The sequence below is a fragment of the Marinibactrum halimedae genome (genome assembly GCF_021234875.1).
Lineage (GTDB): Bacteria > Pseudomonadota > Gammaproteobacteria > Pseudomonadales > Cellvibrionaceae > Marinibactrum > Marinibactrum halimedae.
The window spans coordinates 14,123-31,013 of sequence record NZ_JAJQVM010000045.1 but is presented as its reverse complement, the minus strand read 5'-3'; the positions used below and the strand labels follow the sequence as shown (position 1 = coordinate 31,013).

At 41.8% G+C, this 16,891-nt stretch carries 15 protein-coding genes; 3 read left to right on the top strand and 12 right to left on the bottom strand.

All coding sequences use genetic code 11. From position 1 onward, the window contains the following. Positions 1-351: 351 nt before the first annotated feature. From LU351_RS18785 to LU351_RS18775, 3 genes are all read right to left on the bottom strand, one after another. Entirely contained in the window at positions 352-1,314 is a 963-nt protein-coding gene (locus LU351_RS18785; protein ID WP_232595640.1) for a Gfo/Idh/MocA family protein, read from the bottom strand. After that, positions 1,311-2,957 carry a sugar porter family MFS transporter gene (locus LU351_RS20995; protein ID WP_232595639.1) on the bottom strand — a complete coding sequence of 549 codons (1,647 nt, stop codon included), beginning with the start codon at positions 2,955-2,957 and terminating at the stop codon, positions 1,311-1,313. The genes LU351_RS18785 and LU351_RS20995 overlap by 4 nt, the downstream gene beginning before the upstream one ends. A gap of 99 nt (positions 2,958-3,056) precedes the next feature. After that, positions 3,057-3,806 (bottom strand): phytanoyl-CoA dioxygenase family protein, encoded by a 750-nt coding sequence (locus LU351_RS18775; RefSeq protein ID WP_232595638.1) that lies wholly within the window; start codon positions 3,804-3,806, stop codon positions 3,057-3,059. Positions 3,807-4,454: 648 nt separating this feature from the next. On the opposite strand from LU351_RS18775, the gene LU351_RS18770 reads away from it, so the two are divergent. Then, positions 4,455-5,372, top strand: coding sequence for a helix-turn-helix domain-containing protein (locus LU351_RS18770; RefSeq protein WP_232595637.1), 918 nt, complete (start codon positions 4,455-4,457; stop codon positions 5,370-5,372). Positions 5,373-5,378: 6 nt separating this feature from the next. Here the strand turns inward: LU351_RS18770 and LU351_RS18765 are convergent, their stop codons facing one another. The 5 genes from LU351_RS18765 to LU351_RS18745 all read right to left on the bottom strand — a co-directional run bounded on the left by LU351_RS18765 (position 5,379) and on the right by LU351_RS18745 (position 9,663). Continuing rightward, positions 5,379-6,101 carry an SCO family protein gene (locus LU351_RS18765; protein ID WP_232595636.1) on the bottom strand — a complete coding sequence of 241 codons (723 nt, stop codon included), beginning with the start codon at positions 6,099-6,101 and terminating at the stop codon, positions 5,379-5,381. A gap of 83 nt (positions 6,102-6,184) precedes the next feature. After that, complete coding sequence (gene cyoE / locus LU351_RS18760; protein ID WP_232595635.1) at positions 6,185-7,132, bottom strand: heme o synthase; 948 nt, start codon at positions 7,130-7,132, stop codon at positions 6,185-6,187. Beyond that, complete coding sequence (locus LU351_RS18755; protein ID WP_232595634.1) at positions 7,105-8,241, bottom strand: COX15/CtaA family protein; 1,137 nt, start codon at positions 8,239-8,241, stop codon at positions 7,105-7,107. The genes cyoE and LU351_RS18755 overlap by 28 nt, the downstream gene beginning before the upstream one ends. 10 nt (positions 8,242-8,251) lie before the next feature. Continuing rightward, positions 8,252-8,905, bottom strand: coding sequence for a hypothetical protein (locus LU351_RS18750; protein ID WP_232595633.1), 654 nt, complete (start codon positions 8,903-8,905; stop codon positions 8,252-8,254). Further along, positions 8,884-9,663: an SURF1 family protein gene (locus LU351_RS18745; RefSeq protein WP_232595632.1), complete on the bottom strand. Its 780-nt coding sequence runs from the start codon at positions 9,661-9,663 to the stop codon at positions 8,884-8,886. Before LU351_RS18745 ends, LU351_RS18750 begins: the two co-directional genes overlap by 22 nt. 122 nt (positions 9,664-9,785) lie before the next feature. On the opposite strand from LU351_RS18745, the gene LU351_RS18740 reads away from it, so the two are divergent. After that, complete coding sequence (locus LU351_RS18740) at positions 9,786-10,043, top strand: DUF2909 domain-containing protein (protein ID WP_232595631.1); 258 nt, start codon at positions 9,786-9,788, stop codon at positions 10,041-10,043. On the opposite strand, the gene LU351_RS18735 is transcribed toward LU351_RS18740, so the two are convergent. From LU351_RS18735 to coxB, 4 genes are all read right to left on the bottom strand, one after another. Further along, on the bottom strand, positions 10,044-10,964 hold the full coding sequence (locus LU351_RS18735; RefSeq protein WP_232595630.1) for a cytochrome c oxidase subunit 3: 921 nt from the start codon (positions 10,962-10,964) through the stop codon (positions 10,044-10,046). Positions 10,965-11,021: 57 nt separating this feature from the next. After that, positions 11,022-11,660: a cytochrome c oxidase assembly protein gene (locus LU351_RS18730; RefSeq protein WP_232595629.1), complete on the bottom strand. Its 639-nt coding sequence runs from the start codon at positions 11,658-11,660 to the stop codon at positions 11,022-11,024. An 18-nt stretch (positions 11,661-11,678) separates the two neighbouring features. After that, complete coding sequence (ctaD, locus tag LU351_RS18725) at positions 11,679-13,229, bottom strand: cytochrome c oxidase subunit I (protein WP_232595628.1); 1,551 nt, start codon at positions 13,227-13,229, stop codon at positions 11,679-11,681. 63 nt (positions 13,230-13,292) lie between these two features. After that, positions 13,293-14,444 (bottom strand): cytochrome c oxidase subunit II, encoded by a 1,152-nt coding sequence (gene coxB / locus LU351_RS18720; protein ID WP_416053972.1) that lies wholly within the window; start codon positions 14,442-14,444, stop codon positions 13,293-13,295. Positions 14,445-15,359: 915 nt separating this feature from the next. On the opposite strand from coxB, the gene LU351_RS18715 reads away from it, so the two are divergent. After that, positions 15,360-16,745, top strand: a complete 1,386-nt coding sequence (locus tag LU351_RS18715; RefSeq protein ID WP_232595627.1) for an MATE family efflux transporter — start codon at positions 15,360-15,362, stop codon at positions 16,743-16,745. Positions 16,746-16,891 lie beyond the last annotated feature (146 nt).

Sequence of the window (16,891 nt, the reverse complement as noted above, 5' to 3'; positions counted from 1 at the left end):
GTTGATAAATCTTTTATTGCCGATCTACCTTCGCAAGCACCCACACGCATTGCTTGAATTCTTTTTTAATGTACCACCGACAAGCTTGTTATCGGCTTCGCCCTGAAGCGAGGTGCGCATTATACGCCTTCGATTTTTTGTGTCAATATCTATTTTTTAAGTCTTTAAATTTTAAAATCTCAAAAAAATAGACTTAGTGTAGAATTTTAAATTTCTAACCAACTTCCCAGCAGCCGAAGAATCTTTCTTTCTGCTGGTTGACCTCAACCGAGGGCGCGAACTATACGCAGCACCCTCACACGTTGCAAGTACTTTCCACCACTTTATTTTAAGATCAAAAATAATACAGATTTAGAACCTTTTTCTAATAACATCCATATAGGACTGCATCCCCATGCTCACTTCAGGTGATACGACCTGAGATTGACTTAGCCCTTTTATCAAGTCATTGCTTACGGATTCAATCTGGAACTCGAACCCACTGCCTTTACGGTTATCTCTATATTCTTCTACACACTCATCCAGCACGTAGCGATAACAACTGTCCGCCCTCCAGAAATTAGGGATCGCTATATAACCGTTTTCACCAATGATATAAGCCCAATTTTGGAGCTTGGCCCTAAAACTCGTTGCCAGACTAACCACATAATCTTCATGCTCAGCGGTAAGTATCACATCATCTTCGACGCCATTGGGGGCCTTATGGGAAACCACAGAAAGAGCACTGGGTAACCCCGAACCAAAAAGCCACGCCAAACCTACTGGGTATATACCCATTTCCAACAAGCACCCACCTGCTAAATTAGCATCATATTCTCGTCGAGTTGAATCAAACGGCAACGGGTACCCGAAATCTGCTTTTATATGGCGAATAGGACCAATTTTCCCCTCCTCAACCCAGGACTTCGCTTTTTGTATGGCCGGAAGAAAGTGTGTCCACATTGCTTCCATGAGATAACTGTTCTCTGTGCTTGCAACCTGAAACAATTCTTTACACTCACTGGTATTCGTTGTTATGGGTTTTTCGCACAAAACCGCCTTACCCGACTTAAGAGCCATTGATGCCTGCTCTAGATGGTGTGTATGAGGCGTAGCAATGTAAATAGCATCAACGCCAGGGTGCCGATACAGCGACTCATAATCCCCAAGGGCGATTGAAACATCATATTGAGAAGCAAAGGTTGAGGACCTCTCTACATCCCTTGAAGCAACGGCCACTAATTCCGCATTAGTTGTATGCTGAATATCAGACGCAAAAGTGTGGGCAATTCGTCCTGCACCCACAATCCCCCAACGAACTTTATTTGTACTCATGCAATATCTCCTAAGACCTTATTCGTTTTTTTTGTTGTGCTGTTATTAGGCGAAGAAAGGGTAAGCTCTTCTTGGAGCACTTCTAGGGACTTACCTTTCGTTTCCGGTAGGAGTTTTACTATAAATACCAAACTCACTAGCGCCATGATGCCAAACAAGAAAAATGTAGTGCTAGCCCCCAACGTAGAAAGCTCCCAAGGGAAAACAACCTGAACACAAAAGCTAACGCCACTGTTTATAAGGCCCACAATGGATATGGCCACTCCCCTTAAATGATTAGGAAAAATTTCCGCAAGTAAAACCCACATAACAGGGCCAAGGGATACGGCAAAAGAGGCTACAAAAGCCAAGATACCAACAAGAATAACAACAGCATTGATGTTGGCTGCCGCCTGTAACAATGTGGCCTCATGTTGTTTTGCTGCAGATCGTCCCAACTGATCAGATAACGCCTTTTTGAACTCAACATCACTCTCAAAGTGCTGCCCTATTAATGGAGATAGGTCGATTTCTTGTGAAAGATTGAGCTCTTGTACCGCCGATGACGTAATAACATAATCTGCTTGCTTAAAACCGACACTGCATATACACATACTCACAATCACACCCGACAACCCGAGTATCATTAAGGGTCTTCTACCTATACGATCAATCATCATCATTGCAACAACGGTAAAGACAACATTGGTAATACCGACCAATACCGCTTGAGCAAAGGCAGCATCCGTCCCAACACCACTTTGTTCAAATATCGTAGGAGCATAAAAATAGATGGCATTCACACCCGTAACCTGTTGAGCAATGCCCGCAACTACACCAATAGCCAACACCAATCTCATTTTACGGCTAAAGACTGATTTTACTTTTCCGATCAACTGTATCCATTGTGCTTGTTGCGACTGGTGAGCGACCTCTTTTACCGAAGCTTTAATTTCTTCCAATGAAGAGCGCGCAATATCTAAAGAATTGGTCAGTTTTTGAATGACGACTTCTGCATGAACATCTCGACCTTTCATTATCAACCAACGAGGACTTTCTGGAATCAAAGGCAGCAATAACAGATACATCAGCGCTGGAAGGATTTCGATCCCCAACATCCAACGCCACGTTTCATCATTAATAGAAAGTGCCTGCACCCAGGGTAAAGGCTGTTTAGAAAGTTGCAGAATCACATAATTTGCAAAATAAGCTACCGAAAAACCCACCACAATATTCAACTGATTGATGGAGATCATTTTTCCACGCTGCTGAGCAGGCGCTACTTCAGCAATGTACATGGGTGCGACAATCAACGAGCAAAAAGCAATGCCCCCAATAAATCGAGCAAGTACCAGCATTTCATACCCAGGGGCGAAGGCAGAGGCGCCTGCTGAAACCAAATACAAAGCTGCAATTGCCATTAACATGGGGCGGCGACCGACAGCATCCGCAACTGGACCCGCACTCAGTGAGCCCGCAATAGCACCGATAGTTGGTGCACCAACAACCATTCCAATCTGCCAGTCCGACAATCCGAATTCATGGGACAAAAAACCCACAGCACCAGAAATCACCGATGCATCAAAACCAAAGATGAACCCACCTAATGACACAACGGTCGCAATGAAGTAACTGTATGATTGACTTGATGTGGAATGCTGCACGCGTTCACCTCATAAAAATTAATGTTGTTATTATGAATTGAGGCTGAGTTTAACGAAGGTGCAAGAGTTCTTGCACCTAGAAGTGGGGAATTTTTGAGATTAGCTTACCGCCTTTGCCAACCGGTCTTCAACGACACGACTGACCGAAAACTGATATCGCATATTTCGATAAACGCAAATATCAGTGATATCGTCGGGCGTTCCTTTGGGTGCACATCGGTAATTGGTCGACACTCGATAATCTCCTACAACTGGAGTTACTCGGTGCCAAGTGTGACCATGGAGAAGTACCAACATCCCTTTTTTAGGCTCAAGAACCACTTCATTTTCAAAGGTTTCGTCTCGATCACTAGCAGGCAAAACACCTTGCTTATGAGACCCTTTAACAACCATGGTAAGACCGCCAATTTCTGGTGACACATCCATGGTATAAACCAAACGATTCATATTGAAGTGGTCACGATTCTCGGGCGGACAATCTTGATGCCACGCCTGACCTTTCGTTCCTTGCTTAGAGAACATCACCATACTGTATTGAGAATTCCAGCCCTGCCCCAATATGGCCTGAGTCAGCGCCTGTAACATTGGATGCTTCTCAACGGTATCAAAGGCTTCAACACCTTCACGTTGAGGAAACCAAGGTATGACTTCTGTATCTGATTTATTGAGAAACTCTTCATTGTGCAGAAACTCGGGAGTGTTACCAAAGTGCTCCAGAATCAAACTATGATATTGATCCATCAACGAGTCATCAAAGAAGTTCTCAAGGACAAGAAAGCCATCTTCCCAAAACTGTTTAGAAAGTGCCTCTATATTTAGAGATGCTGAAGAGGTTGTTTTGATAGTCATTCGACGAGTCTCCCAGAAACGAATATTCTGAATCTGGACTGCTTCGCTCTGTGATTTATTCTTGTTATGTTATTTATGCTGTGTGGCGCCAGAGCATATATCCAAGATCTGACGCCACACAATGTCTACTTACTTATTTGCAGCCTAACTTCAGAGCGCATTTATGGGCAATCCTGATCGCTAAGCTTAACACCCGTAGACCCTTGCAGCCATTAAACTCACCTAGAGCGGTAAAAAGGTCCGGCCATAAAGGCCGGATAATCACCAAGCACTACGAGAGATAAAAACGAATAAACCGTCGAAACATGTCCCATTGTATGCCGTAAAAAACCAAAATGTAAACGATTACATTAGTAGAAATTGAATTTACTTCTAAAAATGTCTGTTTGATTAATCACCGTGGAGATCAAATTTACGACGCTTGGGCGTCAACATCTTGATGTTTTTTGCCAAAATTTTATGCGTTACCCAGGTTTTTGAACGACAAAGCGCGACTAGGTTGCTTTTTTTGATTAATATTTACACCGCCATTACGAACACCTTCCAATGAAGAGTTAGTTCAAACTAACACACTAATGGAGGACTTAAAGCAGTGTCTTGATGACAAGAATGTAACTATGAGCGCTGCTGAGTGCTAGGTACCAGGGAATGAGAGCGGAAGAACAGATCTTTGAAGCCACTGAATATATAGAACGCAATTTAGTGTCGACGATTACTGCACCAGAAATTGCAGAACACTCGTGTTTGTCTTTACGACAGATGTATCGCTTGTTTCAAAAGCACACGGGGGATTCTGTGCAAAGTTACGTACGTACGCGACGACTCACAGAGGCCTCTCGACAACTGATTGAATCACCTCGCAACATATTAGACATTGCCTTAGAGTTTCAGTTTCAATCTGCTGAGGTCTTCACACGAGCATTCCGGCGTTTATTTTGGGTAAGCCCTAAGAACTTCCGTTCTATAGGGAGCCCATACAACGCCACACAACGCAACCCAATGACCCCTTCTGACTTGTCGTTCATCACTCAGTCTTGTACTCATCCGCCCAAAATCATCGAATTACCTCAATTAAATATTGTGGGCCATCACTGTATACAACCTCACTATTCAATTCGTGTGGACGACAACCCACTCCACAACGCAATGATGTTAGAAGAGGTACAACGCTATCAACAGCAAATAGGCAATAAAGTGGACGCCCAACCTTGGCATGTGAGCTGGCGACAAACTTCAAATATGACCTTTCATAATCTAAACAACTTTTTTGGCGTTCATGTCAGCGAGCCCGATAAGCATCCAAGCTTTTTTTCGTCTCTCCGAATTCCCGCGAATACTTATGCCGTCTTTTCCCATTCAAGCTCGCAAACATCCGTTGATTTCACGATCATGCTTGCGCATCATTGGATTAAAAACAGTCAATATCATTACGGAGACGGTCCTGCACTCTTTCGTGCACACGATAACCAAAGCCAAGTTGGTGAGCTTTACCTTCCTATCAGTAAACAGCTTTCGTCCTATATGGATTGGTGGCAAGGCTACGATGCCTTTCTCACACAAAAATAACGTCATTTAATAGTTGGTAATAATCGATTGTAATGTCAAAGTTAATTGATCGCTTTTTATACCTGGGTCAAAAAAGCCATGATAATGTCCATTCGGATTAATCAAAACCAATTGACTGCCATGATCCATCGTATAGCTATCGCCTTCCGGCATTTTTTGAAAGGGTACGTTTAGTGCGTTTGCCAAACGCTTGATGCCAATAAACTCTCCTGTCAATCCAGTAATATCGGCTTCAAAAGCCATAAGATAATCCTTCATACGATCAGGCGTATCTCTCGCAGGATCTACCGTTACTAAAAATAACTGTACACCCTTAGCAATAGAGGGCTTTAATTGATGAGAGGTTTTTGTCAGCTCCGATAATGTCATTGGGCAAATATACGGGCAATGAGTAAATCCAAAATAAGCAATTGTCCATTTACCCTCAAAAATACCGGCCGAAACGGTTCTACCCTCCTGATTAATAAGGCTAGGCCAATGGAATTTTCTGGGAGTATCCAGTACTCTCGCGCCATTCACCTGTAATTCGATAGAAGATAAAATACGAGGGCTTGTAATTTTGTAAACAAAACCAACCAAAACTAATGCAATAAAACTGACAATAACGACAAGAGTAAAAAAAATACCTCGTTGCTGCTGTGAAGCTCGTTCACTTTCTCCCGCCCGAATATCGTCTATACCCCTCTGTGAATCATCGGTATCATGAGGGTTTGAAATTGTTGTTGCCATACCTCACTCCAGACAAATAAATTAAAAAATATTTTCTTAATAGAACGTTATTACCTTTTTATTCGAATTTATTCGAAAGGCTTTTACCATAATCCATCAACAGGAAATGCATAGTGATCAATCAACATCACAATAAACAAGATCATTAAATACCATATCGAATATTTAAAAGTCGACATCGCACCGGACTTTCCTTTCGACATCAACATCACCATTGCCCAATACAAAAATCCAATTCCCAAAACCAATGCACCAATCAAATACAACCAATTCAACATACCTGTTGCATAAGGCAGCAAACTCACCATTAACAATATTAAGGTATAAAGAAAAATATGGATTTTAGTGTAACGCTCGCCATGGGTCACAGGCAGCATAGGAATGTTTGCTTTTGCGTATTCCTCTTTTCGATGAACCGCCAATGCCCAAAAATGGGGAGGTGTCCACGCAAAAATAATTAATACCAATAACAACCCATGGCCATCAATTGAACCCGTTACAGCTGTCCAACCCAATAGTGGTGGGGCCGCTCCTGCTAAGCCCCCTATAACAATATTTTGTGGTGTTGCGCGCTTTAAAAACAGCGTATAAACCAATGCGTACCCAACTAAAGAAGCTAACGTTAACCAGGCTGTTAAAGTATTGATAAATACCCATAAAATAAAAGCTCCCAATATCCCCAAAATCACAGCAAAGGTAATGGCCTGCTCAGGGGTGACTCGCCCTGTAGCCACAGGACGTAAATCCGTCCGAGACATTTTCGCATCAATATGACGATCCACGACATGATTAACAGCAGCCGCTGAACCCGCACACAGTGCAATACCGATATTTCCCCAAAATAAAATCGTTATAGATATCCAAGCATTTGAGGCAAGTAACATACCGATTAGAGAAGTCAGCAACATCAACGCAACGACTTTGGGTTTGCAAAGCTCCAAAAAATCTCGCCAATGAGTTAAGACATTGAATACCGTTACTGGACTCGCTCTATAATTGTCTGCTACGGGGTTATAATGGGGTTTTGCCATTGTGCCATCTCCTCAAACTCGCTTTCGCTAACGGCTTTACGATGAACATAAATAACAGAATATGAATGATATAAAACGGTAATCACCGTTAGAAACAAAAGAGCGCCGCCAAGATTATGAGCAACCGCAATTAGTAAAGGGAGAGATAACATAACATTGCAAATTCCCAATCCAATTTGAAGCACTAAAGCAAAAAGCAAATACAAAGCCAAGCGTTGATGTAATGACCAAAGAATGAAGACTCCAGCCAAAATGAAAAACATCACAAATAACGCCCCTATTCGATGGGACAAGTGAATAGCAGTTCTAGCGGGCCCATCAAGTAATCCACCAAGATAATTCGGCCCAATAGTTTGAGCAACATTAAAACCTTCAGAAAAATTCGTTTGAGGAATCCATTGTTGATGACAAGTGGGGAAATCTGGGCACGCCATTGCCGCATAATTTGAGCTAGTCCAACCTCCAAGTGCAATCTGTCCGATCACCACAATACAAGATATCGCGACAATATTTCTGGCCCACTTCCATCGTATTATTTTCGACTCTGTTAACCGCACCATCACTTTCGTGCCACTATTTGAAAAATTTTTTTTGAGCCTTAAGCGCAGCAACCATAACAATGCCAATGTCGAAAACCCGCCTAACAAATGTGCTGTTACAATTTGTGGCCATAATTTTAAAGTCACTGTCCACATACCAAATAAGGCTTGAACAACAACCAATATCAATAGCGCCATTGGCAACTTAAGAGGGTAGTTTTTCTTTCGTTGACGAATTGCCACAATCGCTATCCAAGCAATTAATAAACCCAATATCCCTGCAAAATAACGATGCACCATCTCTGGCCAGGTTTTTTGCGTATCCACCGGAAACTCAGGAAATAACCTTTCTGCCAAATGAATTTCTTCACTAGAATTTGGCCAAGAAAGGTGGCCATAACAACCAGGCCAGTCTGGGCAGCCTAAACCAGCATCCACTAAACGGGTAAAAGCCCCTAAAGTAATAACAAAAAATGCCAGTACCAGTGCGATGTTGACCAGATGACATCCTGGACGATAGACATCATGAATCATATTGCTATTATTTTTTTTATTTAACATCGTTATCATGAAAACACCATTATTCATGAGAAAACTTTAACATTCGCTCGACATCCTTTAGCAAATGCTCACCCTTTTCATCAAAGCGATAAGACATCATCATAAATCCATTTTGATCGACCAGCACATAACGTTCTTCTGATGATGACAAGGGGAATACGCTTCTCCAAACCTCAGGGGATGCCACAGCAATTTGTAAGCCTGGGTGCGCCTCTTTTAACTCCGCTTTAAAGTTAGGTGATAGACTGCCATCTGTAATGACTACCCTTGCTAAACGATGAACATTTTTTCCTAAACGAATATGCACCTGTCTTGTGGTATAAAGCATGGAAGCACAAACATTATTGCAATCAGAAAAAACTGGAATCAGAATATGCCACCTTGATGTATCTAATATAAATGGCTCCCCGTTTTGTAGTGTTTCAAGCTGTAGAGTACTAATGGGTAAAGCAGGCTGGATCAAAACCCCTTTATTAATGGTTCCCTTAGGTAAACCAAGCCCTGTTTTGAAAATAAAATAGGCGACTAACATCGGCGCTAACAACACCACAAAAAGTAATATCGCCGTCACTCTTCCTCGACGTCCTGCCGTACTCACTTCGGCACTTTCAGGTGTCTCTGAAGACGAGTTCATCCCACCATTTAATACGCTTATCGTTTTAATACTAGCCATGATCGCAACACCGAGAAAAAATTAGAACTGTAATACACATAAAGCAGGCAAATAGAGAGTGCAATTAAAAACCACTGTAAAGCGTAACCCTTATGCTTCTGAGGTGTGACATTAACGCTCTGCCAGTGAGTCGTGTAAGAGGCATTATCTTCTGGTGAAATTTGAATGTAATATTCAGAAATACCCTGTATAGAATCCGGTAGCACACCAAAAAACTGTTCTGGAATCACCTCTATCACTGAAGGCGTATTAACATATCCGGCACTATTTAAAATATTACTGACGAATGGAACATCCATTGGCTTGCGTAAACGTCCGGTTAATTCAAATTTTCCTTCAGGTAAACGTATAAAAGGCAACTGATTACGGTATTCAGTAGCAGGCACCCACCCAAAGTTGATCAGTACAGCGCTATTATTGAATTGAAATAGCGATAAGATATCATAACCCACCTTGCCGCTAACGGTCTGGTTATCCAAATACCATATTGCTTTATTAATAAGGCGCCCTTTTATTCGAACTTTTCTATATTCTTCTAGCTCTTTCAAATCACGATCATGAATTGCAGTAGTAGTTTCACGCTGATACTGAGAATGAAACTCATCCAAAATATTTTGTTTCTGATGAGCTCGATCTATCTGCCAAAAACCTAGCAAACAACAAAGCATGACGCCAAGTATTGCAATACCCAACAATGCGACATTATTTTTGAAGACAACTTGATACTGTGGAGGTTTATCATTCACATCAAAAAGCATAATTTCAGGCTCAATAGTGATGCTATCATTTCATCCGCACTTTACTTTTGCATTAAGTGAATAAAAAACACTACACTCTTTATAAAAAATGAAGGCACTCTTACCAAAAGGTATTTTTCGTTATGTGGTTAAAAGCTATTATCATTGTTCTTTTTATTGCAGTACTGATCAGTTTAAGCAGCGCATTAGTTTTTTTACTGAAAGACTCCGGATCTGAGTCAAAGCGCACTCTTTACGCACTCGGTATTCGAGTTACCCTAGCAGGTGCTTTGCTTTTATCTATTTTTTATGGGCTACTGTCAGGTCAACTAGGCAGTAATGCTCCATGGGATCGACGCCCTAACAACCAAAACATCGATAACACAACGACATCAAATTAATTATCCTAAAATATAAACAAACAAAAATAGCCCAAGCCATACCACATCCACAAAATGCCAATACCAGCTCGCTGCTTCAAAGCCAAAGCAATCATCGTGCTTGAAATGGCCTTTCAAAATAGCGCGCAAAAACATCACCAGTAACATAAAAGTACCTAAAGTAACATGCGCACCATGAAACCCCGTTAGCATGAAGAAGGTCGTACCATAAATACCTGAGGATAGCGTTAAGCCCAAATCATTGTAAGCATGCAAATATTCTTCTGCTTGCAGAATTAAAAAGACAACACCAAGAAAAACCGTAATACCTAACCACAGATGAAACTGTTTTCTATTATTATTTTTTAATCCTGTATGAGCAAAATGCACCGTAATACTTGAAGTTAACAGTACCACCGTATTCCAGAACGGTAACCATGTCCATAAACTGCTTGCCTCGGCAAAACTCATACTATGATCAGGACCAAAGACTTTTGCGTTCTCACCATTCGCAGCCATATCTGGCGTTTGCATGAGAGGCCACTCTGCAACAAACCCTGGCCATAGCAAGGTCTCTGTCGCGGTATCATGGCTACCTTCTCCAGCAAGCCAAGGCAAAGCAAGCTGTCTTACGTAAAATAACGCGCCAAAAAATGCGGCAAAAAACATCACTTCACTGAAAATAAACCAGCCCATTCCCCAGACATAAGAGCGTTTTAATTGTGTACTGTTCAAGCCTTGAAGATTTTCAGTGATGACAATATTAAACCAACTCCATAGTACAAATGCGAAAACTAAAAAACCAACAAATAAAATTGCCGGCCCATTTTCAGCACCATTTAACCAATTGGCCAAACCGAAAACCGTTAAAAATAACCCTAATGAAGCAAAAATGGGAAGCTTACTTTGCTCCGGAACGTAATACGTACTGTCACTCGACATAGCCTAGCCCTATTGTATTCGCCTAACGGCTTTTTATTGTTGAGATGATGTATATAATTATCGACCAGAAATAATGGCCACTGCTCCAATTTTGATATTATGACTTAACATTTCTTGTTTGTTTTCTGTATTCACCTTATTTCTCAAGCCGATTATGTTTTCCGCACCGAGTGTCTCAGTAATATCAAACATGGTGTAAGACAAGGTGATGGTATGTATCTGCTTTGGAATATCTTGATCCACAATAAATCGTAATGGAAGTTCCGCACTTTGCCCCGCTAATAACGGTTGATAATTGAAACAAAAACATTCCGTTTTATGAAAGTATTGAGCCGCTTTAAAGGGCACCACACTGGGAATAGCTTGTCCAATCATATCTGACTGTGTTGGATTACGAGCAAAATATCGTATCTCCGTCTCTTCACCAGGGTGTACCCGAATTTCCTGTAACATTGGCTTGAATTGCCATGGCATGGTTTCATTATTGGTGGCAATAAATTGCACTCGGATGGATCGACTACGATCTACCTCGGAAGAGACCGGAGTATACTGGCTACCGGTTTTCCCATTTAACCCTGTTACCTCACAAAACACATCATAAATTGGCGGCATAATAAAGATGGCAAACACAAACATACCCACCCCCCAAGCCAAAAGCTTAAGAAGAAGCATACGATTGGCTTGTTGAATGCTCATCTTACTTACCTTATTTCGTTATCGAACTTCTGGTGGAGTTGAAAAAGTATGATAAGGGGCTGGTGAAGGAACTGACCACTCTAAGCCCTCAGGATTTTCCCAAACCTCATCTGAAGCTTTTTTACCCACCGTAATAGTTCGTAAGACATTAAATAAAAACAGTACTTGTGCAGCCCCGAACAAAAAAGCCCCGCAACTGGAAATCATATTGAAATCTGCAAATTGCAATGCATAATCTGGAATGCGTCTCGGCATACCCGCCAAGCCAACAAAGTGCATGGGGAAAAATGTTAAATTTAAACCAATAAATGCCAACCAAAAATGGGTTTTCCCCATCAGCTCGTTGTACATATTTCCGCACCATTTCGGTAACCAGTAATATACCGCCGCCGTAATAGAGAAAATCGCTCCCGGCACTAATACATAATGGAAGTGGGCCACCACAAAATACGTATCGTGATACTGAAAATCAGCCGGGGCAATGGCTAACATCAGCCCAGAAAATCCACCAATGGTAAACAAAATAACGAACGCCACAGAAAAGAGCATAGGGGTTTCAAAGGTCATGGAGCCTTTAAACATTGTCGTTATCCAATTAAATACTTTTACCCCTGTGGGCACAGCAATTAACATGGTGGCGTACATAAAAAATAATTCGCCCACCAAAGGAATACCAACAGTAAACATATGGTGCGCCCACACAATAAAACTCAAGAAGGCAATGGAGGCTGTGGCGTACACCATTGAGGCATAACCAAATAAAGGTTTACGGGCAAAGGTTGGGATAATGGCACTGATGATGCCAAATGCTGGCAAAATCATAATGTAAACTTCAGGGTGCCCGAAAAACCAAAAAACATGCTGGAACAATACTGGATCACCGCCACCAGCGGCGTCAAAAAAACTGGTTCCAAAATGGATGTCCATTAACATCATGGTCACTACGCCTGCCAATACTGGCATGACCGCAATCAATAAATATGCTGTAATTAACCACGTCCAAACAAACAAAGGCATTTTCATTAACGTCATGCCAGGAGCACGCATATTCAAAATTGTTGCAATAATATTAATGGCGCCCATGATGGAGCTGGCCCCCATAATATGAACCGCAAAGATAAAAAAGGTAACACTGGGAGGCGCATAAGTGGTTGACAGAGGAGCGTAAAATGTCCAGCCAAAATTCGGAGCGCCGCCTTCCATAAATAAAGTAGAAACCAGCATGGCAAAGGCAAACGGTAATATCCAAAAAGACCAGTTATTCATTCTCGGTAATGCCATGTCTGGCGCCCCAACCATCATGGGAATCATCCAATTAGCCAGGCCAACAAACGCTGGCATAACCGCACCAAACACCATGATTAATCCATGAAGAGTGGTCATTTGATTAAAAAATTCAGGCTCTACAATTTGTAACCCAGGCTCAAATAATTCTGCCCGAATCACTAATGCAAATATGCCCCCAAGAAAAAACATCATAAAACTGAACCATAAATACATACTGCCAATGTCTTTATGGTTAGTCGTAAATAACCAACGGGTTATGCCTTTTGCCGGACCATGCGCCATTGTGATTCCCCTAAAAATTCCAATCGGCTACGTCGTGATTCTCTTAAAAATCAAAAAATCAGGTTATTTATTTTTATAATTCAGCACATCAATGGGTTGCAGACTGTCTCCCATATTATTACCGAAGGCATTGCGCTGATAGGTAATCACCGCAGCAATATCAGGCTCAGGTAATTGATCTCGAAACGCCTGCATAGCAACATTTTTCGAACTACCATTAACCACTATCTCCAAATGATTGTTCACTACACCTGTCGCAATTGCACTGCCGGCAATCGCAGGAAAGACACCTGGCACACCTTCACCATTGGCTTGATGACAAGATACACAATTTTTTTCATATACCACTTTTCCACGTTCATACAATTCATCAAACGTGAACGTTTTTTCTGTCAATGCACGAATTTTCTCAGCCACTTCTCGTTTCTCGGCAAGCCAAAGATCATATTCGTTTTCAGGAACGGCTTTTACAACAATGGGCATGAAACCATGGTCTTTACCGCATAACTCTGCACATTGCCCGCGATAAACACCCGGCTCTTCCACATACGCCCAAGATTCATTAATAAAACCAGGAATGGCGTCTTTCTTCACTGCCAAGTCCGGAACCCACCAAGCATGAATCACATCATTGGCGGTAATGAGAAAGCGAACCTTTTTATGGATTGGGATGATTAACGGCTCATCGACTTCTAACAGGTAGTTGGGGTTTTTCGCTACCCGGTTATAGATTTCATCTTTGGGTGTAGCGAGATTACTAAAGAAAGTGACACCCTGATTGAGGTACTCGTATTTCCACTTCCATTGATAACCAGTAATCACAATATCCAACTCAGATTCTGAAGTATCGTAAATTTTAATTAAACTACTGGTGGCAGGAAATGCCATAATGATAAGAATAACAAAGGGAATAACCGTCCACGCCACTTCAAGAGAAGTGCTTTCGTGAAAGTTCGATGACTTCGCACCATTTTCTTTTCGATGAACAATCATGGTGTAAAACATAACACCAAATACCACAACCCCTATGGCAACACACCACCAAAAAATCTGCATGTGCAAACCATAGATTTCTTTACTCAAGGGGGTTACCCCTTCAGTCATATTCAGCCCCCATCGCTCAACAGAGTCTGTTGCACCCAGAGCAACGCTTGCTAGAGTGCATACCATCATGCCAAGCAGCCAGGCATACTGCTGAATTGCCTTTTTGTACATCACCCAAATCTCCGTGTCGTTTTTATTATTGAATGCAGTCATGTTTGTTAACATGACCACAAATTATTGAAATAGACACTACTTATCGAAAACACTATTTATTAAAAATAGACACCACGTCCATACCAATGATTTTCAGAATGAATTTGACACTTACTCAAAGGCAAGTGCGCTGCCAAAAATCAGAGGTTGGTTTCTTGGAAGATCTGCTTTTCACCTAACTCAGCACCATGCATTCATTACATAGCCAAACCACAGAGAGCATGAACACTATTGCGATCGGAGAAGGGATACTACACAAGCTTCTGGAAAAACAAGCCTTTGCATGTCTCACAGGAATACCCACCGTTAGACACACGCCCCCGTGTGCAATACATGCCTATCTGCAGTTTAATTGAGCCTATTCACACAGAAATACAACACCGCACTGTGAGACTTCAATAGTCGCGAGAACACCACAAGCAGAAATCTACCTAGAAGTTACCATCGCGTACATCAGCTTAATCACAACAGATGACGTTTTTTCTTTTTTGAATATCGGTTAATCATGCTAGCCAACATCGTGGCTAATAATTTATGAATATTATTTATGCGTTATTATTCTAATTTTTCACATCTTATGGGACATCAACTTTTGAGTTTTCTTGATCATCCTGTTTATTTCAATACCAATCTGGCCCGCACAGATCAACTCAGTGATAACCCCAATCTATTACAGACGCTAACATTGTTGACCTGTACACTATTCAAAATAAGCAGGATCGACAGTGATTATTTATGCCAAAATCCATGATCAAAACTCAAGATCAGGACTATAGAGGGCCACAGTGAAGATAAAAAGTCAACGTTTTACCCTCTGCTAACTTCGATTCCTCAAGCGTAAATTTATTTGATATTGCATAAAATTATTAGTCTATGACCAAGCCATTGTCCAATTCTTCCTCTTTACAGCCCATTGAGCCTAATCACAAACAGATTTGGTCTTTAGCCTGGCCAATGATTATCAGTAATTTATCCATACCGATGGTGGGTATAGTAGACACCGCCATTCTTGGGCATTTAGATAGCCCAGAATACTTAGCCGCCGTCGCCACCGGTGCCAGCCTAATCACTTTTTTATTCTGGAGCTTTGGCTTTCTGCGTATGGGTATGTCGGGTTTAACGGCCAATGCCCTAGGGCGTAGAAATAATGAAGGCGTATTAACACTTCTAATACAAGGCGCCACATTGGCATTGGTACTCGGTGTGATCTTGGTATTGGGAAGAGCACTTTTCCTGGCGCTGTCGGTCTATGCCATGAACTTACCCAGTAATTTATCCGATTTAGTCCGAAGTTATTGTGACATCCGCATTTATTCTGCTCCATTTGTTTTACTTAATTACGCACTGATTGGCTGGTTTATTGGGCGACAAAATACCAAAATCCCCCTCTTAATTTTAATTACCACGAATGTCAGCAATGCGCTATTCGATTGGTGGTTTGTCATTGAGCTGGGCCTATCCAGTGATGGCGCTGCACTTGCCAGCGTGTTAGGAGAAGTGACCGGTTCTATCATCGCTATTATTGCTATAGGGCTGGCATTGAAAAAAATTCGAGCTAAACTGGATGAGCACGGTAAATCACGAGAGCAAAAAAAGCACTGGCAGATAATTTATTCTGCTTTAACCAACTGGAAATCTTACGCGACATTTCTCAACGTAAATCGCTTTCTTTTTGTAAGAACCGCAGTGTTATTGTTGGTTATTGTGTTTTTTGTAAAACAGGGTGTTCAACAAGGAACAGTAGTCGCAGCTGCAAATGCTGTGTTAATGCAATTGGTCGGAGTCATCTCCTATGGCCTGGATGGTTTTGCTCACGCCGCTGAAGCGTTGATTGGAAAGGCGCAAGGGCAAAATCACCGCAGAAGTATTATTGTCGGGTGCCAACGCACAGGCCTGTGGGCGATTGCAACGGCAGCGGGTTTTACTGCATTTTTTCTACTCTTCAAGTCGCCCCTATTGACGCTGTTCTCCGATATTCCAGAAGTCTTACACACTGCCAGTATTTTTTATGGTTGGGTGGTTTTCATGCCACTCATCAGTGTGTGGGGGTATCAATTAGATGGTATCTTTATCGGTTTAGGCAAAGCCCAATCTATGCAAAACACGATTTTAGTGTCAGCACTGGCCGTGTTTTTGCCCATCTGGTGGGTTACTCACCCTCTTGGCAATCATGGATTATGGCTCGCCTTCGCCTGTTTTAATGGGGCTCGTGGCATCTCGTTATTTTGGGTTCTCACTCGATATTTACGTGGCATCTAGTGCATGAAATCGTTTACATTAGGCTTGCGTATGCGTCATCGCTGCTTTTATTGCATCAAAATGGCTACGAACCTTAAGTAATTGATAAGCATTCGCTATAACTATCAGTGTCACCCGACAACGAAAAACAATGTCAATAAAAACAC